Here is a 21,570-nt window from a genome sequence, read left to right as displayed (position 1 = left end):
TGCTAACTTCAGAGGAGGAATCGCCCATGGAACATCCTGAGCAAGAAAAAATCCCTTACAGCCTGAATAGCCGCAAAGTGGAAGAGGCCACGAGGGAATGGCTGCACAAGCGGGGCGTCAAAATCTCTGAGATCGCGGAACTGGTCATGATGCTGCAGAAAAAGTATTATCCAGATCTGACGATGGAAGAATGTATCGACAATGTGGAGAAAGTGTTACGCAAACGTGAGGTCCAGAACGCATTCCTGACAGGCATTCAGCTGGACCTGCTGGCAGAGCAAGGCAAACTCATTTCGCCTTTGCAGGAGATGATTGAGAATGATGAGGGGTTATATGGTGTGGATGAGATTCTCGCGTTCTCCATCGTCAACGTATACGGCAGTATCGGATTCACGAATTACGGTTATGTAGACAAATTAAAACCCGGCGTGCTTGAACGTCTGAACGACAAGAGCCTTGGGCCTGTGCATACGTTTCTGGATGATATCGTGGGGGCTATTGCCTCGGCGGCCAGCAGCCGGATTGCACATCGCAAACAATCGGAGCTTGAAGAAGCTTTGGGACAAAAACCGATCAGCGATGATATCGTATAGTTTACGATTCTGATCATGACAAAAAGGCGGCCACCAGGCCGCTTCTTTTGTATATTCACTTATTTCGGTATACGTTATTTCATATGCTCCTGTCTTCCCGCTCCCGCCAAACGATACACTTCTCTCCAATTCTGTTCGGCTGAAGCTGGCTTAGCTTGTATACGACTGGGTCCAATCGTAATTTCCGGGCCTTTGCGTTCTCGCAACAAACCACGAAGTACAGTAATACCAAGTATGCTCAACCCAGTAAATACATACATCAGGCGCATAATGACGTTGCCGGAATCCGTACCGGTAACCATGCCATGGAACAGTAAACCGATAAATACGGGATAAGACAGCATATGGAACATAAACCACCATTTGCGGCCAAGCTTGTTACGCAGGTCACTGGATAACAATACGATCACCAGACCATAAAAGGCTAACGTACCCAGTCCGCTTCCGATTGGATGCACTGAAGCCGTAAACGGAATGAGCAATTCACTCCAGGTGAACGGGCTATAGTGATCAATATATAGGGTTAACGCATGCACAAGTCCAAGTCCGAAGGCGAGCCAGGTCGTCCGGGTATGCCATGTATACATGGCCGCTTTGGGTTTGCCTTTGGCCATGGGCATCCCTTGGGCAATCCCCAGAAACACACCCGCAAAGAGCAGCAAATAAGCGACTATCCCACTAATTCGAATGATATTCCACGTTGGCAGGTAATCTACAATCCATTGTGCCATAAGCGGCTCCCCCATATCTGATAGACTTGGCGTTTATATAAGGCTGAAGCGGTGATCCGGATCAAAACCAGGCCAGCGTTCAGCAAGCGTATCGGTATTGCCTCTAAAATAAGTGCTCCCATTCCGAGTCATCCAGAGGACGTCATGCCGATCATAATGTCGGTTTAACCAGCCTACCGCTTCGATGCTTCCCAAGATACAAACGGTCTTGGCAATAATTTCACATTGCGATGCATGCTGGCCCAGAACGGTACACTGCAGCACATCGGTATCCGCTGGCTTCATCGTACGGGGATCAATTAAGTGATGCGATAGGCTACCATCCGTATTCTGCCAATGTCTTCGCACAATACCAGAAGTGGCAACTGCACCTTTCCGAAACTGAATGTTCCCTATCAGATTACACTCCTCTTGATAAGGATCGGTGACATGTACGGACCACATCGGATGATCCATTGTCCCCCATGCCTGAATATCTCCACCTGCGTTAATCAACCCCGCCGGAATATGAAGTGTACGTTGCAGCCAATCCGCTATACGCTCAACGGCCCAGCCCTTAACTATGCCCCCAAGATCCAGCTCGGTTCCAGGGTCCTTATGAACCATTCGGCTGCCTTCCCTTTGAATCCAGCTTGGGCGGCTATAGTCATATTCGTCTCTCAGCATATCTGTTATATCCGATTGTCGGATGTCCCTTTTGCGTTCGGTTCCTGATGGATGAAGCTCTCTTTGCTTCAGCTGCTCGAAGCTGACATCGTAACCAGAAGCCCGCAGAGCCTGAGAGATACCTGGCTGAAAAATCCCTTCCGTCTGACCAATATAACCGTATGCCAAACTTAACACTTCATCCATTGCTGCAGAGATGGGCATCCAGCCTGTGCAACGATTCAGACGATTCAATTCACTATCTGCCGCAAATCGGCTGAATCGCTGTTCGTGCGTTTCGAACCAATTTTTCACCAGCGCTGCCGCATGCTCAGCCTCTTCCCGTCCCGCTGCCAACTGGACTTCGATGTCCGTGTTCATCGCCCGGAAACGGAACCTAAGCAGACGGGAGGCTTGCTCTGTGCGGCTCATGATGCACCTGTGCGTGACTGATAGTTGCCACGGCTATAACCGGAGTCTGTATCCTGATTGCTGCTCTGATCTGACATCCAGCCATCCGACGATCTGCCTTGATTCGGAACGATGGCGTTGGTTCCATCGGCTGTCCCCTCATCCAGGCTATAGCCCTCATTGGACGGTGCATTGGAAATGCTATCCGTGTTATCTGTCCATTCGTCCATGACACCATCCTGGGTATCCACCCGGGTAGAGGCTGTACTGCTTATACCGTTACCATTAGCCGCCGCATAAGCGATATCAAAGGCATCAGAAGTTCTTACATATTGAAAGAGTGCAGCCACCGTCAGCGTTGCTGCCGCCGAGGCTTGCCATTTTCTCCATTGGTTTCGTTTTTTTCTAGTCATCGCTCTTCCCTGCTTTCTGTGGCGAAGTTCATGCATTTATCATAGAGTTGCAGGCTTAAAAGAAGATGAATGAACCGTTAAGAGAGACTAAAGCTTTATTTTATTCAAGTCATTATTTAAGTCGTTACACGCAAAAAAAGACTCTGACCAGGAATATCCCCTGCCTCAAAGTCTTGTAATCCCAAGCATACTCCCTAACCATGCTCCCTAAAAAAGAATTCTCCGTCCGACCGCTGCTCCTGTACAATAACCTCACGCCGGATCAATTCTTGCAGATGCGCTAACGTCTCACTCATCGCAAAGCGAAGCTGATGTGCTCCCAAGCGGTCGCCGAACATAAATATACACATATCATATGCACTCGTCGGTGCTTCCCAGATTCGCTCACCCATCTTCTGAAGGCGTTCCTCATGATGAGTAAGCAAATGGACGGTTCGATCGGCAAAATGGCCAAACGGATTCCGGTGACCAGGATATGCCACCTTTACATCCAAAGCCCCCAATCGATGCAACCCTTCCATGTAAGACAACAAAGGCTGATCGTCACTTCCCGGCTGCAGGCTGATATTCGGGGAAATCTGTGGCAATACCGCATCTCCACACAGGATTTCCCCGGAGTCGGGCGCATAGAAGGATAGATGTCCAGGCGCGTGACCTCCTGTTTCCACCGCAATCCACTTTTTCCCGCCCATAACCAGCCATTCTCCATCTTCAATCGGTGTCACAACCGGAAGTGGCGTAATCTGTGAGTTGAATCCCTCCATATGTTCGCGGATCTGCTGCGTCTTGTCTACCGGCATCCCATGGCAACCATAGTATTCCGGTAGCACTGTGTTAATGGTCGCCTCAGGACCCCACATATAATCTGCCTCCTGGCGGGATCGTGTGGACATTCGGACAGGCGCACCCGTTTGCTGCTGTATCCAGCCAGATAACCCCAGATGATCGGGATGATGGTGGGTCAGTACAACTTGCTTAATATCCTGAAAAGTTAAATTGAAATCGGCCAGCGCTTCGTGCCACTCCTGTTCCGTCTCAGCACTGCGTGGTCCCGGGTCAACAATCGTTATTGTTCCGTCCGGTTCATGAAGTACATAGCTGTTCACCCAGCGCAGTGGAAAAGCCATCGTAATCTTGACCCGATGCATGCCTGCTGGCATGGATATGGATTCCGTTTGCTTCATTAATTTTCTCCTCCAACTCTACTGCACAGGCCGATGACCGACAAAAATCATCCGCGGCGATGTCTGCTCATCGTACTTTTCTTCATCATAACCGCCATGTACCTGATCCACCACGAGTCCTGCCTCGTGAAGCAGATCACGTAGTTGTTCGCGGGTGTACAATTTGACGCGTTCCTGATAGATTCGCGGTTTCTGCCCGGATGCGATATCGGTGATGTGTATTTCTTTTTGCACAAATCCATCCTGGATCTTGCGAAACTCTTCAATATACTGTCCTTCGCTTTCACGTGTTGAATGCTGCACCAGATGGCGAGTCACGTAAGCCGTGTTTATAAAATCAATAATATAGCTGCCTCCCGGCTTCAGCATCCGTTGAATGGCACATAATACTCGAAGTTGCTCTCCATCCTCTCGGAAATAACCAAATGAGGTAAACAGATTGACCACGGCGTCAAATCCGCCTTTCAGTGGAAGCTCGCGCATATCGGCGTGATACCACTCTACACGATGTTCGGTATCCATTTCACGTGCTTCACGTAAAAGCACATCAGAAAGGTCGATACCGGTCACCTGGAAACCAGCGTCAGCAAGGGCCAAAGAATGTCGGCCCATACCACAGCACAGATCCAGTACCTTGGATTTTGGCTGAAGCTTTAACCAGCTTATCATTTTATGTACTTCCTGGTATGCACCCTGCACATCCCGATGCTTATACACAAGAAGATAGTCTTCTCCAAAACTCTTTTCATACCATTCCGTCATTACGTATCGCCCTCCACATGGTCACTGGCCCAACTATCCGTAATACGCTGTTATACCAGCCGGATCATTTCTCTATAGCTTTTAGCCATTGTACCGTCTTTATCCTTCAAACTCAAAAATATCCACGATTTGTCTGCGTTGAACGGCCGGGAACCACACGATATAATGTTAAACATAGTCAGGCCCTCGCGAATCGGTTAACTATACATAGAGGATTGATATCAAACCAGTATGGCATTTTCACATCATGAACGACAGGTGACGACTGAAACATAACGCTAACATAAGATATGCAGCAGCAACAGGAGGTGTTATTTATGATTCGGATTGGACTTACGGGCTGGGGAGATCAGGAAGATTTATACCCCAATCGTACCAAAGCGAAAGACAAGCTCCGTCTGTATGGACAATATTTTACGACCGTAGAGGTAGACAGTTCCTTCTACGCCGTTCAGCCTCGGGACCGGATGGCACGCTGGGCAGCGGAGACGCCGGAATCCTTTGCTTTTATCGTCAAAGCCTATCAAGGGATGACAGGACATCTGCGAGGAAAGCCCTATTTCACCAGCACCTCAGAGATGTATAAGGCTTTTCGCGAATCGCTGGAGCCTGTTATGGAAGCAGGCAAGATGCAAGCAGCCTTGTTCCAGTACCCGCCGTGGTTTGAATGCAATCGGGACAATGTCAATGAGCTGCGTGACGTAAAGCTGAGAATGGAAGGTATCCCATGTGCTCTCGAATTTCGTCATCGCAGCTGGTATGAAGGAGGCATGCGCGAGCGAACGCTGGCTTTTATGAAGGAGCAAGGCTGGATTCACAGTGTCTGTGATGAACCTCAGGCAGGCCAGGGGTCTATTCCCATCGTCCCCGAGGCAACCGATGCCGAGATGACGCTGGTGCGCATGCACGGACGCAATGTATCAGGCTGGCACCAGAATGGTGCACCTAATTGGCGCGAGACCCGTTATCTCTATCGCTACAACCAGGAAGAGCTGCTGGAGTGGAAGGGTTATCTGGAGCAATTGCAGGAGCAGAGCAAGGATGTTTATGTGATTTTCAACAACAACTCAGGCGGCGACGCCGCTGCGAATGCACAGATGATGATGGAGCTGCTGGAGCAGCCTGTGAAGCCCTTTCCTGACCGTACGGAGCCGGAGGAGGAAGAGGGACCGGAGCAATTGGAGCTGTTTTAAGCTTCAACTCAGTGCAATTCAGAATGTAAACGGAATATTTCCATCCATAAAGAAAAAGCGGCAAGCCTCAGGGCTATGCCGCTTTATTGGTCATTAGGCTATATGTGATGAACCCATGGTTGCTGTACTAATGCTGCACGGCTGTAACTGAAGAGTCGAGCGAAATGCCGCTCAGCTGCTGGTTCATTTTATACGCCTCAATTCCTGCCAGGAGCACTATGCCGATACCGTGGGTATCGTTCAGAATCCACCCAGATCATCCCGGTAATAGAGTGCAGTAAAGGAATAACCGGAACCTCGGCATACACCGTACACATTGCCTTTATAATCGATGGACAGACGGGTCATGCCTTCCCATCCTTTGCGCACCGCATCCAGATAGGCTTCTGGCTGCCCCAGCCAGCCTTCACGAATACCGCGGGCATAGGCGTAGATGAACATCGATGTGCAGGAGGTTTCCTCATACGAATCCGTGCGATTCAGCACCTGATGCCAGAGTCCATTTTCACCTTGCAGAGCCAGATAGCCCTGACATAAATCCCGGTAGAAGCTCAGCAGTTCCGGGAGTTTGACGTGATCACTTGGCAGAATCGATAGCAGTTCGGTTAGCGAAAAGAGAACCCATCCATTTCCGCGCCCCCATGGAATACCTGTCGCCCGCCCACGCACAAAATCATACACATGGGACATGATCTTCTGTTCGGGAATATAGAGATATTTGCGGAACATGAGAAACTGGTTGATCGCATCATCCCAATAAGAAGTATCTCCCGTCAACTGACCGTAACGCATCAGGAAAGGTGTGCTCATATACAGATCATCGCACCACATCGTTTCCTGACGCATCTCGCCGCTGCCACGAACACGGTAAAAGGCCCCGTCCTCCAGACGTTCCTGTTCATTCGTGATGTAGTCTGCAATACGATCTGCGGTATCCCGGCCTCCACGAATGTCGCCTAGTTCCATTGCTGCGAGCAGCGTAGAGCCAAATGAACCGCAATCATCCAGACTGTCGATGGCAGACAACTGATTATTGATTCCCGCGGCGCCGTACCCTTCCCGATCCCATAGACCGTAACGGTCAAACGACGTACTCAGGCCGATATGGTCCCGCACATACTGAACGAAGTCGTCGCGCCCCAACTCCTGTCCAATCTGTAGAAGGCCAAGCAGGGTAACACCAAGTGGATAATTCCATTTCCCGTAATGGGTATTTTCCAAATAGGGACGAACACTGGTTTCGGGAAGATCTACATGCCAGTACACCCCTTGGGCTCCATCATCAAATACGGTATCTGTTACCACGATGTCTTCGGGAGATGGTTCAGAGCCGAGCGAAAATAAACCTGTGTACAGCCACACATCGGAACATCCTGCAACCGGATGAGGTGGTCTCAATCTCCAGCCTTTTGAATCTGAGGTTTCCCCAGTATTCAATGTAAATCCCCAGGAGCCGTTCCCAGCCTTCGTTTCACCTTTGGCTACGAGATCACAAGCACCATAGCGACGAGGCAGCTCAACATGGAAAGTTCCGGTAGCCGCAGCAGTGTACACTTCCCTGCCATCTATATATAAAGTCAGTGCACCGTCATGCGTTCCTTGTAAAATTACTGGTGACGATCCAGGCTGGATTACATCCAGCTTGGACCAAGCATAAGCCACCAGATGCTGTTCGGTGTCGGATGGATTTGCTGAATCTGATTTATCTGTCGAATCCGTGGCACCTGTCAGAATTCTGTTAAAACACCCCGCTCCCAATTCCTCCTCTGTCCAGTCCCTGCGCGGGTACCAGGAGAGACCCGTTTCTGCTTCAGTCATGTCATCACGAGGGAGTATTGATACAGGTTCATCGACTGGCTCCGAGTACAACCAGCCCTCCTGACCTTGGCGATCGACGCCTGGCGTGAGGAAGTGAAGCGGGAAATTTTTAAATGAAGCCGTGCCGTAAATACCACCGAAACCCACCTCTGTTTTTACAAAACAAAGTAACACATCGTTCCAGCCATACTTCACGGAAATGGGAATCTGGGTTCTACGCTCGGGAAATAACTCCTGCAACAGCTCGGATTTGAAGATTTCTTCTCCGTTCACGTAGACCGTCACCGGACTATAACAGTTCAGTCCCGTATTTAATGTAGCCTCCTGCTGACTCCACAGCTTGCCCCACACGTACACATACTGTCCTGTACGAGCCTCTTTCCACTTGGCATCCAGATTCAGATCATAACGGTAATCCCCAAGCCTGCGAAAGCCTCCCCGATGGTACGCCCGGAACAAAAAGGAGTGTTTCGGATGATCCCCAATATAACGCTGGGCCACCGTGGTCAAAATATCCGGAATTGAATCATACACCTTGCCTGCAATCGCCTCGTTCTCATGAAAATAACGAATGATCGTCAGCTCCCTTCCTATACCTTGATTCGTTCGGTTAGTCGCAATATCTCTCCAGCCTTCACTTCAACCACCTGCTGATCCACCGTAAACCAGACGGAGATGGCCGATGGATTGTGAATGATGGACCGATCTGCTGAACATTCCAGACGTTTGACTGCTCTCCAGTAAGCTATCACTTCAATGTTCGTAGCGTACCAGATGTCCTCCCGGCCGCCAATCTGCTCAGCAAACTGTTCTATAATTTCCCAGTTGTCGTTATCATTGAATTCGTAGCTGTGACCCCATACATATAACAAGAGTGGCGTACCTGTCTTCGTATGCTGGATATAACGTTCAGCATGAGCCGCCAAATCATGGTTATGGTGGCAGGTTGGATGCCATTCAAGCGGTCGCTCAGGCAGTGTGTACCTGCCATGGGATTCAACCGTGCGTGCATAATCGATACCGAGCCATTCAAGCTTGGTGCTGAGTGAACGGTCATAGCCCCCATTCGGGTAGGCCATACCTCGTACCGGATAACCGACAAGCTGTTCCAGCGCTCTCCGATCCTCCATAATCTCTTCGGTCAGCAGCTCATCCGGAACGTAAGGCAATGTAGGATGGGTGACCGTATGTACAGCCACTTCATGCCCGGCATACAATTCCGCTACTTCTGCCGTCTCGATCCGACCCGGCTTGCCCAGCGTACCGGAGTTCAGATTGAATGTGCCCCTCAGTCCATGTCGATTGAAAAGTTCCACCAGTCTGCGGTCATGTATTACCCCGTCGTCATAACTGAACGTCAAGGCTTTCATCATGCCACCCGGATACCGGTCGAATTGAATGCGATGTCCCATCTTGTTCCTCCTCCTCTTGAGTAGTCAGAATCTCCAGATGAGAAAATGATAGAGCGTAATCCCGACATACCCGTTTCTCTCGTAATGTTAATTTTTCAGCGGATCACTGACCCGCTTCACGCAAGCTATGACTGGCTGAGTCAAAATACGTACCTTCCAGCAGTCCAATCAATGTATTGGTAACACGTACTTCAATATCGTTATCCCCTGCTCGAAGCCAGGAGGCTTCACCCGTCCAGCGATATGGAGACCAACATCGAATGCCCAGACTATAACCATTCACCCGTACCTCTACCACATCCTGTACCCGCCAGTCGATGAATTCCAGGTCAAAAGACGCCATCTCTTCAGCAGGCTCATCCAGCCAGAAGTTACGTTTATAACTCATCTCTCCTGCAAAGTAGGGATAAAGCGGTTGGGGATCTGGCTGAATCCGAATCGCTGTATCCGGTTCAGGAACAAGAGAGATCATCCCCTCATGATGGAATTCCACACCAAATCTCCCTTGCAGATACAGCGGATCAACGATACCTTCTTCATCCCTCGTGACCTGTACGGTAACGCTCATTTCATTCAAACCACTGTGTAACAACTCTGTTATATTGCAGCCAATATTATGGTGATCGGTAATTTCAATCGACTCGAATTGATCCGGTCCAATCTGTTGTCCGTTAATTTCTAGGGTCCATTCACCCGCTATAGCCACCCTGTCCATGAATAACAGACATTCTGGCAATGCCGTCCTCAGCTCAAATGAAGTCGTATATTTGCACTGGATTGGATAGGCAACGGATGCTTTCTTTGGTGTGCCAAATACCTGGTTAAACTGGAGCGGCAGGTGATGTTGCTCCGATAATTCTGCCGCCTGGTCAATAAAAGGTTTGACTGCAACAGGATTACGTTCAAAAATTACACCGTTGGCATTGGAAGCCCTTAGGTTGAACTGTCCCATTCGAAGTGTGTTGGACTGCACGGTTTCCAGACGCCATGGCCCTTCCGAAGGTAGCTGAATGGTATAGGGTGCGTTTTCAGTCTCAGTAACTAAACGGCCCGCGCCAGACTTCGTCCCTGTTTGGTTCAGAGTAAAAGTATCCCCCTCAGATGCCTCTTGGGCATGTTGTAAAGTAAGCTTCACAGCATGGGCTTCATAGGGAGCAAGCTTTTGCGAAATGCACCACTCCCCACCACTGCTGGTATATGGTAATGGATCACACTGTCCGGTCTCCAGATCGAGCCGTTCCGCCAGCAGACGTGTACCTGCCGATAGATCCACACTCGACCATAACCGCTTGGCTACTATTTTCAACTGCCCTTCAAGGTGTTGGCCCTCCTGGTTGGACAAAAAGATCATAAACTCTCCGTCCGATAATTGACGGGTCTGCATAAGCAGCGACGCACTTTCTTCTTCCATAATCCAACAGATCGGTTCGGGCAGTACCTGATCCAGCAGCAGGGAGATCAATTCCAAGGAGAAGTCATCCCCCGACCTGTTCCCGCAGGTAGAAAATAGGCATTACCCTGCCCCCGTCGCCACATGGATTCTCCGCTGTCGTGATCTGTTTCTTCCGTATTGCCCCAATATGCCTCGTGCGGCTGGTTGCCTGCACCAAAGAACTGAGCGGCCTCATCTCCCACAGGGCTCCCCGGCTGGATGGCTACATATGGTGGCATGCCTACGGAAATGACCGTTCCTCCCTGTTCCACGAACTGTTTCACCTGCTGCCAGGCTGCTGCCTCCAGGTTAAGCATCGGTGGAAGAATCAGTACCTCGTAACGTGCAACGCCAATCTGAATTGTGCCATCGGCCAGCACGGCTTCGGCCAACAGCTCGGGGTCCAGATGGTCATAGTCACGTCTGTTTTCGAGCAAGTGGGAGCTAATGCGCATCCAGTCGTTCGTGAGACGATCCAGCTTGGTCCGTTCTGCTTCGTCCTCTCCACCATATTCAAATCCGTGTAGCGGATTACCCATCAGGCTCCAGAACGTAGTCGTTGGATCAAGCACAGCAATTCGGATATCCGCTGTTCCGGTGCTCATCAGATAGCTTAAACGTCCCGTGTAATCTCCCAACTGTCGGAAATGACGCCAATACGGGTTCTGTAGGAACTGGGATGGTGGTGCATCGTGTTTGGCAAGTCCGCCAATCGTATAGAAAAAGGCATGGAAGTTAAAAAAGTTGGTGCCCATGGCTGCCATCCGATCAATCATCCACTTGGCATCCTGCAACGTCATCGACCAGCCTACACTGTGAAAACACTCCATCAGATTACGGCTTCGGCCCAGCTGTCGGGCAAGCGAGCTGACCATCTTCGGATTGTCGCGCATTTTCTTGCCATACCGTTCCAGAATCCAGGATAAGGGGCGTCCGATTTTCTCATGCGCTGAATCTCCACCTGGCATGTGGCTGAACAACTGCGTGGTCATCCGAACCCCGGGCACTTCTGCCGCATATTCAATCCCCGCCTCATCGCACCAGTCATGTACCTGCTTGTGGTACGACTCCCTGAGCAGCAGATGCAGCGACTGGTAATAGTCATACCGGATTCGTTCTGCATCTGGAACATCGCCATGTAACAGAGCGGGCAGGGCCTCAATCAGACTGTAACCACAGCGTTCACTGAAATATCGGGGAAGCTGTGGAGACCACGGGATACGCCCAAGTGGCGCGATTTCATCGGAGAACATGCCTTTGATTACGCTTTCAAATTGTTCTCCAACTGCCTCCTTATACCGGTCATGGGTCAGTTCAATAAAACGGCTCATCGCTTCCTTGTGACACGGGTCAACAAAGTTGCCGTAATATTTGAAATCATCTATCTCTTCTTCCTGAAAGATAATTACGTCCCATTCCCCAGCGGGGGCTTCCCACAACAGTCGGAAAGCCGTTCGATATGTAAAAAACCGCTTACGGTTATACGACGTGAGTCCTGTCTCTTGATATACCTGATCCGTCTGAATATTGCCGATATTGCTGCGCAAATCAATGGATTCATGCCATAATCGTTTGCCGTGCGCATCCTTGGGTATTGCCTTTGCGACTAGAACTCTTCCCCATGGCAATTCATGCTCCACAGCTTCTCCTCCAGGAACATGAAATTGATGATGTACAAGCTGGCGCTGCTTCGCCTCGGGAAAATCAAGTGTCACTTCACCGCCGGCCATTCCGCTTGGATAAGGGTACTCATCATATAACCAGACCTGCATGCCGCAGGCAGCAGCCGCTTCCACCGCAATCCGTACCTTGTCAAACCATGCTTCAGACAGATAGGGAATCTCCAACCCCTGACGTGGACAGATGAAAAAACCGCCTACGCCCTGTGCAAACATTTCAGCGATTTGCCGTTTGATTTGCCCTTCTTCCATATCCCCATTCCAAAACCAAAAGGGATGAACCCGGTATTGCGCTTCAGGATTTTCAAATGCATCCCCGTTCCACATGTCGCTTCCTCCCTGTATGTTCAAGAGTGGCTATTCGTCTACCAATATCGTTCATTTAAGTTCAAATCAGTTTGTTTTGCATTGATTATACATCAAAATCCAAAGACTGGAAGCCATATTTCACAAAAAGAGATGAAGCTGGTTTTCAGATAGCCTGAGCAATGCATATACGGAAATGCCCGGCTGCCGCCCTTACACTGCGAGCAAGGCTGCCGGGCTCTGGAACATCAATCTACTTCAGTGCAGCGTACAGCTCATTCACTTCTTTGACATAGTCATCACCACCACTGCTTTTCCACAGTGCTACGGCATCCTGGAAGCCTTTTTCATCAATTTGCCCTACGATGAATTTGATACGCGCATCATTAATGATGTTATCCAGCTGTGGTCCTTTCTGGGCATACACGTCAGAGATCAGCGGTTCGCCAGGATTGGCAATGACGATCTCCTCATTGGCTTTCTGCACCTCTGCAACCTTTTGGCGAACAGGTGTCTGCTGCACACGCAGCGTTTTGTCCTCTGGAATAAACATCAGGATCTGGTTAAGACCCTGTACGTCTCGCAGCGCCAGTTTGTCGGTCGTCGGAATGATGTAATCCTCTTTTTCTCATACTGCTTGCCTTCCAGACCGTTCCCCAACAGCGCCTGCAGCTCAGGTTCATTCAACTGATCCAGGAAACTCAGCACCTTTTTCAGGTCTTCTTCCGTTTTGACACTGCTTTTGGAAATGGCAATCATGCCGGAATAACCGGATGTTGGCATGTCACGAAGGCCCTTTGGACCTTCCATTGCTTGAAGCACATCCACGTGTCCCGTTGCTGCCGGATCTTTCTCCAAAATTTTCTGATCCATGCGCTGTGCATTATCCGCCACATCCACCATCACGCCTGCTTGCCCGTTCACAAAAGGATCGGACAACTTGGTTGCATCCATCACGGCAAAGTCCTTGTTAACCAGACCCTCGCTATAGATTTGACGGAAAAATTTCAGCGCTTCCATATACTCCGGTGTCTCATGTGCAGGCATCAAACCTCCGTTTCCATCATCGCCCCATTTGTTAGGTGCACCGAACCAAATCTGCATGTTATCCCAAGGACCCGTAAATTTGCTCGCCACCAGACCGTAAGTGTCGTCCTTACCATTGCCGTCCGGATCATCCTTCGTGAACGCTTTCAATACGTTGTAAAACTCGTCAATGGTCTTTGGCTCTTCCAGACCAAGCTTCTCCAGCCAATCCTTGCGGATCGTGACACCGTTACGTCCAAGGGCACGTGCGCGGTAGATGCCATAGGTTTTGCCATCGATGGAAGCATTGTTGGTGATAATTTCATTCATCTGGCTCAGGTTCGGGTAGTCTTTCAGATAGGGCCCAAGCTCCCAGAACGCTCCGGTACGAGCCGCATTAATGAAACTCGGAGATTTGCCAAGCACTACCATAACATCGGGCAGCTTGCCCGAAGCCAGCGTAATATTGAATTTGTCTTCATAGGAGCTGCTCGGTACCCATTGCAGATTCACATCCAGCTTGGTCAATTCCTCAAGCTTCTGAATCACAGGGCTGTTATCTGGCGGATTCTCCGCTTCAAAGTTCGGAAGCATGATCGTAATCTGATCCGTGCCCCCTGCAGCGGTTCCTGAACCTGCTTTCTCTGTGGAGCAAGCCCCCAGAACCGTACTCAGTACTAATAATGCAGAGAGTAGCAATGCACCTTTTTTAAATCCCGTCTTTTGTCCCATACGTTCTCCCCCTTGGCTTTAGCCTTTGATTGAACCTAACATGACACCTTTGGCAAAATGTTTCTGCAAAAACGGATACACCAGCAAAATCGGAATGGTACCGACCACAATGACCGCCATTTTAATGGACTGCTCCGGTGGCTGTACAAAGTTGGGGTCCATGTTCGCCATATCGCCGACACTGGCCTGCGAGAGCAGAACGATCTGTCTCAGCATGACTTGCAATGGCCATTTGTCACTGTCGGAAATGTACAGGAGGGCCGAGAAAGTTATTCCAGTGCCCTACGGCGTAAAATAACGCAAATGTGGCAATCACCGGTTTGGATAATGGCAGAACAATGCGCCACAGCACCCCAAGATCCGAACAGCCGTCAATGCGGGCCGCTTCCTCCAGCCCGGGCGGCATTTGCTGAAAAAAGTTTTTGACAACAATTAAGTTAAAAGCGCTGATCGCGCCAGGAAGCATGAGGGCCCAATAGGAATCCAGAAGTCCAAGTCCACGAATGACGAGATAGGTTGGAATCATCCCGCCACCGAACAGCATGGAGAAAATCACCATGTTCATCATGACATTACGCCCCCAAAAATCACTTCGGGACAGCGGGTATGCCATCGTCAGCGTGAAAAATAGATTGACCAATGTACCTGCAACCGTTACAAATATGGAAACCCCTATACTGCGGAAGATGGTGGACGAGGAGAAAATATACTCATATGCGCTGAATGAAAATACCTTCGGGATAAGAAAAAAGCTGCGTTCGGTTATCTCGGCTTCGGTCGCGAATGAATTTCCTATAATATACAGGAAAGGAAGGACGGTTAATATGCCCAGAATCCCCAGCATGACGTAATTGAAAATATCGAATACTCTGCCGGCAGGGCTGTTGTATAGACGGCTGTTCATGGGCGATTTCCTCCTTATGAATGGATGGCAATGGATGGCAACACACCTTAATAGATTCCGGGATGACCGAATTTCTTGGCCAGTTTGTTACTGCCGAGCACCAGAATGATCCCGACCACAGACTTGAATAACCCGACAGCCGTACTGTAACTGAATGCACCTTGCGTAATCCCGACGGTGTATACATACGTATCAAATACGTCTGCCACATCACGATTCAGCGAGTTGGTCATCAGATAGATCTGTTCGAAGCCGGTATCCAGGAAGTTCCCCAGTCTTAGAATGAGCAAGATGACAATGGTTGTGCGAATGGCTGGAAGCGTGATATGCCACATACGCCGCAATCGTCCTGCACCATCCACAATTGAAGCTTCATACTGCTCTGTATCCACACCTGCCAGTGCCGCCAGGAAGATAATCGTTCCCCAGCCCATCTCTTTCCACATCATCTGAACAATAATGAGCGGACGGAATGATCCCGGACTCGCCAATACATCGATCGGTTTGCCTGTGATCCAGGAGATCAGGTCATACAGTACCCCGCCTTGCGGTGTCAGAAATACATAAGTGATACTCGCTATAATAACCATGGATACAAAGTGAGGTACATAAACGAGCGTCTGAATGGTTCTTTTGAAGAAAGCGACCCGGATTTCATTGAGTAACAAAGCAATAATAATCGGCGCCGGAAAAAAGAATATAAGATCATATAAGGCAAGGACGAGTGTATTCCTCAGCAATCGGAAGAAGTCCGGATTGGAGAAGAAGTTCGTAAAGTTCTCCATGCCCACCCATTGACTGTCGCGGATGCCCAGAAAAGGCTGATAGTCCTGGAAGGCAATAACGATCCCCACATAGGCAAGTATTTAAAAATGACAAAGTACAAAAATCCGGGAAGCACAAGCACGTACAGCCATTTATTTCGTTTGATCTGCCTCTTCCAGTTGGACTCCCGCTTCATCGGCAATGCGGCCATTTCCACTTGAGCTGCTGTAGCGCCATTTCCATTCCAGTCCGTCTTCCCGCTCATATTGTCTCCCCCTTATTTATGTAAGCGTTATCAAATGACTTGTTATTCAGACTATACAGCTGCCCTGTTTCCGGCAACCTTCATTTTTTGCATGGTTACGCAAAGTGACCCGAAAGCCCGCTATAACGCCATTTGCACTTCGACTTGGACCTATTTTGGCAGTGGAGATTGCACATTTTTGCAATATTATCCTTCTTTGCTCCCAAGGTGTTTCCGAGGTAAAACGTGAAAAACCGGAGTCCCATGAAGCGGGATTCCGGTCAGCGTTGAAGTCTTATGCACAGGTTTATTTACCCATCCATTGATCCCGATACCGGCTCGGCGTTAAGCCTTCCTGTTTCTTGAAAATCCGATTAAAGTAACTGTGCTGGTATCCAACAGCGCCTGCGATATCATTGATTTTCATCGTGGTCTCACGCAGCAATTGCTTCGCCGCATCCATTCGTACCCGTGTTAAATAATCAATGAAATTCATACCGGATACCTGCTTGAATGCTTTGCTTAATGCGTAAGGGGTCATCTGCTCCGCATCTGCACAGCCTTCCAGGGAAAGCTCATTTTGATAATTCTCATCGATAAACAACATCGTGCGTTCCACCACCTGCTTCAGCGGCTCGTGGGATCGCATTTCGATCTCCTGTATATAAGGAAGTAATACTTCTCCGATCATCCATTTCATCATTTGGGCAGGTTCGCGAATGGTGGACAAGCGCTCATACATGTTGCAGCCCCCAAACAGCTTGTAAGGCGTTACCCCGGTCTGCAGCATCATATGCTGAATACTTCCCAGCAATTGAAGCATCATCTGCTGCACCTGGAATTCGGAACCGCCTGCTCGGGTGACCTCGCTCATAAATTGCTCCAGTACGCGCTCCGATTCATCCTTCTTCCCAAGCCTGATCGCCTGAAGAATCTCACGTTCCAGCCCCAGTGGATACGAGGCTTCTTCCGTCCTGCGGAAACATTGCTCATCCTCCAGATCGAGAATCTGGCTCCCTGCTTCCACGCTGCGATAAGCAACCGCCTGCTCCATCTCTACGAATAATCCCGGCAATTCCTGCAGGGAAGCAGCCGGACGGCTTACCATCACCGTCACGTTCATTTTCAATGTCTGACCAATAACTTCCACCAGTTCCTGTCCCCATAACAACACTTGTGACTTTACAGGCTCGTCCTCGGGAGCAATCACAAGCATGGCTGAAGACAGGTCATGAAAGTTCATCACGCTAATTTGACTGAAAACATTTTTGGCAACTTCTTCAATAATATTGACTGCCGCAAAGGTAACCAGCCCCGTATCCTGGCTACCAAATCGACCCTGCAGTTGAGCATATCCCGTAAAATACATCTGAAGCAGCAAAAACTGCTGGCCTTCCACCTCAAAGCCAAGATTCCTCATTCGCCGCTGGAGGTCCTGCTCGTTATAGGCATACAGATGCCCTTGCACCAGTTGTAATACAAAACTGTCCCGCAAGTGCGGCAGCTGCTCCTGCAGTTGCCGGTGCGCCGTTAAACTCTGCGAAGTCAACTCGTTCCACTGCTGCTCCAGCAGCTGGAATTCATCCAGCCTGGTGTCTGGTGTCACTTCATTCCTGCCCGGCGTCAATAAGTGAAGCATCCTGGCTACGGGAGAATATATCCTGCGTGAAGCAAACCAGGATAACACCAGCCCCAGGAGAAGACTGCCTGCGCTCGCAATAACAATAATTTTGGATACAAGCTTCACCGGCGAGGTCACCGATGTCAGGGGGGCTGCAGAGACATACGTCCAGTCCGAATCAATCCGACTCAAAGATCCATAGGATACGGAATAGGTCTCGTCCTCATATTTGAAGAGGAAGGAATGGCTGTCTGCATGCAGGACGACTTCTTCTTTGAGCTGCTGCTCAAAAGCAAGGTCTCCCTTCCCAGCTGCCGGATTCCCGGTAACGAGCGTATTTCCCTCCTGGTCCATGAGAAACGTTAACCCTTCGTCATAAGGAGTAAGCGTTTTCAATAAGCTGGCGACTTTCTCATTATCCAGCGTAATGATCAGCGCACCGAATGGATTAATGCTTTCTCCCGGAATCTTATGTACAAGAACCAGTGCATTACCTGAATCGGTATGCAGAATACTATCCTTCGCTTGAGCTGCCTGATCGCTGCTCTGGCTCGCAACCCAATCTGTCCAATACACATGGTTGCCCATCGTCAGATAGCGATCATAGGCCTCTATTTTCGCATCATCCTTCAACTCGTTATAATCCCGGTTAAACAAAATCGATTTCGGTTCCTGTAAATATAGCTGTGCGGTTTTGATAAGCGGATGGGAGCCTTGCAGCACATAAAGAGTGGTGACAATCTCCTGTGTTTCGTTGAAATAATACACAAAGTCCAGCGTTCGCAGCGCGTTGCCAAATCTGGGTTCAAAAGCCCAATGGGACAAGGTCATCTCCAGATATGCGAGTTGATCGTCCACGTTGCGTGCCCGATTCTCAATCTGGCTTTGGTGCATCTGATTAAATTCATTTTCCATCCGGCCAACGACCAACTGGTACATCACGATGCCTGTAATCAGTCCGGGAATGCTGGCAATGAGCAAAATAAGCATTAGACTGTTTCGGTAAAAACGCCCTTTATGTCGTCCTGTCGTGAACCCTGGCCAACGCGTGAGTCTACCGGATAGCCTTACCTTCCTAGCTGGTTCCATCAGCGCTCACCTGCCTGCTTGCGTATGGTCTAACTGTCATGGGAACTCCCTCAACTCCCCTGCAAAATACATCTGAGAATATATGGATGAAATCCGTTTCTTGTATTATACGCATAATTTCCAGGGGAATGAAACGGTACGTAGCAGATCATTTTTTAACCAATGTTTTATTAACACATCAAAATGGATTACAATAAGGTAAAGCAAAACATGAAGGAGGCCCTTTTTAATGAAGGAACAAGCTTATTTTCAAGAAAATAGAGAGAAACACCTGGCAGAATTAAATGAATGGTTATCCATTCCAAGTATTTCAGCCATTTCAGCGCATAAAGAGGATATTAACCGTGCGGCACAATGGGCTGCGGATGCACTCACACGTGCAGGTATGGAAAATGTAGAGGTTATTCCTACGGCGGGACATCCGATTGTCTATGCAGACCACCTGCATGCACCCGGGAAACCTACCGCACTGATCTATGGGCACTATGATGTACAGCCTGTCGATCCGCTAAACCTGTGGGATACACCTCCATTCGAACCTACCGTGCGGGACGGCAAACTGTTTGCACGTGGGGCCACGGATGACAAAGGACAAATCTTCATACATATTAAGGCGGTTGAAGCTCTGCTTGCCGAAAACAAGGAACTTCCCGTGAATGTAAAATTCTGCATCGAAGGGGAAGAAGAAATCTCCAGCCCAAACCTGCCGATCTATCTGAATGACAATACGGACAAGCTGCGTGCAGATATGATACTGATCTCGGATACGTCCCTGCTCGAAAAAGGAAAACCGGCGATTTCCACGGGTCTGCGTGGCCTTTGCTCGCTCGAAGTGGATCTGAACACAGCCAATACGGACCTGCACTCCGGTTCATTTGGAGGCGGTGTACCGAACGCACTGCACGCATTGGTTTCCCTGCTCGCTTCGCTGCATGATGAGCAAGGTCGCGTAAGTGTTGATGGTTTCTATGATGGTGTTCTGCCACTTTCTCCTGAGATGAGAGAAGAATTCGTGAAGCAGGGCTTCAATGAAGAACAGCTTCGTCAAGACCTGGGACTGGAGCAATTGTACGGGGAAGAAGGCTACTCATTCGTGGAACGTGTTGGCGCACGTCCAACGCTGGAATTGAATGGCGTATGGGGCGGTTTTCAAGGGGAAGGCACCAAAACCGTTATTCCGAAGGATGCTCATGCCAAAATCACATGCCGCCTTGTTGCGGACCAAGATCCACAACATGTGCTGGATCGTATCGAAGCACATCTGCGCGCTCACCTTCAGCCAGGCGCGACGCTGCATGTGAAGCAGATTGAGAAAGCCTTTGCGTTCAATACCGATCCTTCCGATCCGGTAATGCAAAAAGCAGCCGATGCGTATGAGCAAGTGTACGGCGTTCGTGCTCTGTTTACGAAAGACGGCGGCTCCATTCCGATCGTGGAGAAACTTTCACGCGTGCTCGGTATTCCGGCTGTCATGATGGGCTTCGGTTTGCCAGATGAGAATCTGCATGCACCGAATGAGCATTTCAACCTGGAGAACTTTGATAAAGGGTTGTTGACGATTGTTCAGTTTATGAAGAGTTTGTAAAGTAGAGTTCATGTGAAAAATAAGTGCTGGAAAGCGTGCTGAGTGGCCGTTCCGGTGCCGAATCGTTCTTTCGATCGCTGTTATCGTCGGATTTTTTTGAATTCCCCTTCTCAAAGGGTAAAATCCGACGATAGCATATGCTTCCGAAGTAGCTTTCTTGCAGAAAGCTTTTAGGCGAACGCTCCGCTTCTACAGAATCGATTTCGTCCCCTGCACTACTTTGCCGCTTTTCCATGACTGATTTTACGATTGAACTACTTTACAAATGATGGGTAGTAGGTAGGTATATAAATAGATAAAGGGGTGTGCCGTCCTATTTATGACGGCACACCCCTTTTGTAATTGGTAGATCTGGATACATTCGTTGCAACGACTCGTTATTTTCCTTTTAACGAACCGAGCACGTGCTATTCGATGAAAATCCGCAGTTCTGGGGAATTAACGAATCGTAGGCGCTTTATTTCCTCATTTTGCATGTTGATCATCAAGTTTTCACCGGAATAGCGTGGCTGACGTTCGTTAGACATTCCAATCCAGACTAATCCTCATAATAAGGTGTAATAGGTTCGTTAGCACTGTGACTAGAATAGAAGGAGATAACCAACAGTCGGGATATACCTCCACCTATGAGCGGAAGGTTGTGAAATTTAACATATGCACAAGCTGCATCATGTGCGTGATTTCCTGCTGGACTTCGGAGGTGTCAGTACCTGCCATCGCCAGATTGGCCCGCAGCGTTCTGCGGGTGTTCAGCATGCCGTCAACCAATTTCATAACCGTGTTGCGTCCACGATGATCAACAATCATATATTTTTTGCGTGCTTCCAGCTCCACCCATACGATATTGCTGAATAAGGTGAACAGATGTCTGCGATACTGCTCCATATCGGTCTCATTGTAGTGCTCACCATAAAAGGCATAATATCCGTGTACGTGCAGCTTTTCCGCCAGCTCTGTGATGAACGGGTCGAATTCGAGCATAGCGTTACGTTCCATGTATAGTACCTCCATTCGATTGATCAAGG

Annotated in this window: 14 protein-coding genes and 3 pseudogenes; 3 read left to right on the top strand and 14 right to left on the bottom strand. The window is 49.2% G+C overall.

Translation table 11 applies throughout. The features are described from left to right. The first annotated feature begins 26 nt into the window (after positions 1-26). Complete coding sequence (locus tag ACTWJ7_RS09290; RefSeq protein WP_079347397.1) at positions 27-593, top strand: phosphatidylglycerophosphatase A family protein; 567 nt, start codon at positions 27-29, stop codon at positions 591-593. A 74-nt stretch (positions 594-667) separates the two neighbouring features. On the opposite strand, the gene ACTWJ7_RS09285 is transcribed toward ACTWJ7_RS09290, so the two are convergent. The 5 genes from ACTWJ7_RS09285 to ACTWJ7_RS09265 form a co-directional block, all read right to left on the bottom strand. Next, the gene (locus tag ACTWJ7_RS09285; RefSeq protein WP_301881412.1) at positions 668-1,324 is read right to left on the bottom strand and encodes a ferric reductase-like transmembrane domain-containing protein; all 657 of its coding nucleotides are present in this window, start codon (positions 1,322-1,324) and stop codon (positions 668-670) included. Positions 1,325-1,357: 33 nt separating this feature from the next. Then, positions 1,358-2,401: an FAD:protein FMN transferase gene (locus ACTWJ7_RS09280; protein ID WP_301881411.1), complete on the bottom strand. Its 1,044-nt coding sequence runs from the start codon at positions 2,399-2,401 to the stop codon at positions 1,358-1,360. After that, the gene (locus ACTWJ7_RS09275) at positions 2,398-2,793 is read right to left on the bottom strand and encodes a hypothetical protein (RefSeq protein WP_301881410.1); all 396 of its coding nucleotides are present in this window, start codon (positions 2,791-2,793) and stop codon (positions 2,398-2,400) included. The genes ACTWJ7_RS09280 and ACTWJ7_RS09275 overlap by 4 nt, the downstream gene beginning before the upstream one ends. 194 nt (positions 2,794-2,987) lie before the next feature. Beyond that, positions 2,988-3,977 (bottom strand): MBL fold metallo-hydrolase, encoded by a 990-nt coding sequence (locus tag ACTWJ7_RS09270; protein WP_301881409.1) that lies wholly within the window; start codon positions 3,975-3,977, stop codon positions 2,988-2,990. 18 nt (positions 3,978-3,995) lie between these two features. Next, positions 3,996-4,739 (bottom strand): class I SAM-dependent methyltransferase, encoded by a 744-nt coding sequence (locus ACTWJ7_RS09265; RefSeq protein WP_301881408.1) that lies wholly within the window; start codon positions 4,737-4,739, stop codon positions 3,996-3,998. Between the two features lie 317 nt (positions 4,740-5,056). On the opposite strand from ACTWJ7_RS09265, the gene ACTWJ7_RS09260 reads away from it, so the two are divergent. Continuing rightward, on the top strand, positions 5,057-5,932 hold the full coding sequence (locus ACTWJ7_RS09260; protein WP_301881407.1) for a DUF72 domain-containing protein: 876 nt from the start codon (positions 5,057-5,059) through the stop codon (positions 5,930-5,932). Between the two features lie 240 nt (positions 5,933-6,172). On the opposite strand, the gene ACTWJ7_RS09255 is transcribed toward ACTWJ7_RS09260, so the two are convergent. The 8 genes and pseudogenes from ACTWJ7_RS09255 to ACTWJ7_RS09220 form a co-directional block, all read right to left on the bottom strand. Then, positions 6,173-8,284 carry a glycoside hydrolase family 88/105 protein gene (locus tag ACTWJ7_RS09255; RefSeq protein WP_443145360.1) on the bottom strand — a complete coding sequence of 704 codons (2,112 nt, stop codon included), beginning with the start codon at positions 8,282-8,284 and terminating at the stop codon, positions 6,173-6,175. A 56-nt stretch (positions 8,285-8,340) separates the two neighbouring features. Next, positions 8,341-9,162, bottom strand: coding sequence for a polysaccharide deacetylase family protein (locus tag ACTWJ7_RS09250; protein ID WP_301881404.1), 822 nt, complete (start codon positions 9,160-9,162; stop codon positions 8,341-8,343). A 103-nt stretch (positions 9,163-9,265) separates the two neighbouring features. Further along, a complete protein-coding gene (locus ACTWJ7_RS09245) occupies positions 9,266-10,630 on the bottom strand; it encodes a hypothetical protein (protein WP_443145359.1) in 1,365 nt (454 codons plus the stop codon). Further along, positions 10,621-12,600 (bottom strand): glycosyl hydrolase, encoded by a 1,980-nt coding sequence (locus ACTWJ7_RS09240; RefSeq protein ID WP_443145358.1) that lies wholly within the window; start codon positions 12,598-12,600, stop codon positions 10,621-10,623. The genes ACTWJ7_RS09245 and ACTWJ7_RS09240 overlap by 10 nt, the downstream gene beginning before the upstream one ends. Before the next feature lie 232 nt (positions 12,601-12,832). Next, positions 12,833-14,337: pseudogene (locus ACTWJ7_RS09235) on the bottom strand (extracellular solute-binding protein). 18 nt (positions 14,338-14,355) lie between these two features. After that, positions 14,356-15,241 (bottom strand): annotated as a pseudogene (locus tag ACTWJ7_RS09230) (carbohydrate ABC transporter permease). 47 nt (positions 15,242-15,288) lie between these two features. Continuing rightward, positions 15,289-16,217, bottom strand: a pseudogene (locus ACTWJ7_RS09225) (ABC transporter permease). 340 nt (positions 16,218-16,557) lie between these two features. After that, positions 16,558-18,960, bottom strand: coding sequence for an AraC family transcriptional regulator (locus tag ACTWJ7_RS09220; protein WP_301881401.1), 2,403 nt, complete (start codon positions 18,958-18,960; stop codon positions 16,558-16,560). A 229-nt stretch (positions 18,961-19,189) separates the two neighbouring features. Between ACTWJ7_RS09220 and ACTWJ7_RS09215 the strand changes: the two genes are divergently transcribed. Then, positions 19,190-20,545 (top strand): dipeptidase, encoded by a 1,356-nt coding sequence (locus ACTWJ7_RS09215; RefSeq protein ID WP_285078369.1) that lies wholly within the window; start codon positions 19,190-19,192, stop codon positions 20,543-20,545. Positions 20,546-21,169: 624 nt separating this feature from the next. Here the strand turns inward: ACTWJ7_RS09215 and ACTWJ7_RS09210 are convergent. After that, positions 21,170-21,541, bottom strand: coding sequence for a hypothetical protein (locus ACTWJ7_RS09210; protein ID WP_301881400.1), 372 nt, complete (start codon positions 21,539-21,541; stop codon positions 21,170-21,172). Between the last annotated feature and the right edge of the window lie 29 nt (positions 21,542-21,570).

This window comes from Paenibacillus sp. 1A_MP2 (genome assembly GCF_052244825.1).
GTDB lineage: Bacteria > Bacillota > Bacilli > Paenibacillales > Paenibacillaceae > Paenibacillus > Paenibacillus vandeheii.
This window is presented reverse-complemented; position numbering and strand designations above follow the sequence as displayed.

Excerpts from the sequence above, each read along its gene's own strand:
- ACTWJ7_RS09290 (WP_079347397.1), top strand. The coding sequence starts at position 27 with ATGGAACATCCTGAGCAAGAAAAAATCCCTTACAGCCTGAATAGCCGC.
- ACTWJ7_RS09285 (WP_301881412.1), bottom strand. The coding sequence starts at position 1,324 with ATGGCACAATGGATTGTAGATTACCTGCCAACGTGGAATATCATTCGA.
- ACTWJ7_RS09280 (WP_301881411.1), bottom strand. The coding sequence starts at position 2,401 with ATGAGCCGCACAGAGCAAGCCTCCCGTCTGCTTAGGTTCCGTTTCCGG.
- ACTWJ7_RS09275 (WP_301881410.1), bottom strand. The coding sequence starts at position 2,793 with ATGACTAGAAAAAAACGAAACCAATGGAGAAAATGGCAAGCCTCGGCG.
- ACTWJ7_RS09270 (WP_301881409.1), bottom strand. The coding sequence starts at position 3,977 with ATGAAGCAAACGGAATCCATATCCATGCCAGCAGGCATGCATCGGGTC.
- ACTWJ7_RS09265 (WP_301881408.1), bottom strand. The coding sequence starts at position 4,739 with ATGACGGAATGGTATGAAAAGAGTTTTGGAGAAGACTATCTTCTTGTG.
- ACTWJ7_RS09260 (WP_301881407.1), top strand. The coding sequence starts at position 5,057 with ATGATTCGGATTGGACTTACGGGCTGGGGAGATCAGGAAGATTTATAC.
- ACTWJ7_RS09250 (WP_301881404.1), bottom strand. The coding sequence starts at position 9,162 with ATGGGACATCGCATTCAATTCGACCGGTATCCGGGTGGCATGATGAAA.
- ACTWJ7_RS09240 (WP_443145358.1), bottom strand. The coding sequence starts at position 12,600 with ATGTGGAACGGGGATGCATTTGAAAATCCTGAAGCGCAATACCGGGTT.
- ACTWJ7_RS09220 (WP_301881401.1), bottom strand. The coding sequence starts at position 18,960 with ATGGAACCAGCTAGGAAGGTAAGGCTATCCGGTAGACTCACGCGTTGG.
- ACTWJ7_RS09215 (WP_285078369.1), top strand. The coding sequence starts at position 19,190 with ATGAAGGAACAAGCTTATTTTCAAGAAAATAGAGAGAAACACCTGGCA.
- ACTWJ7_RS09210 (WP_301881400.1), bottom strand. The coding sequence starts at position 21,541 with ATGGAACGTAACGCTATGCTCGAATTCGACCCGTTCATCACAGAGCTG.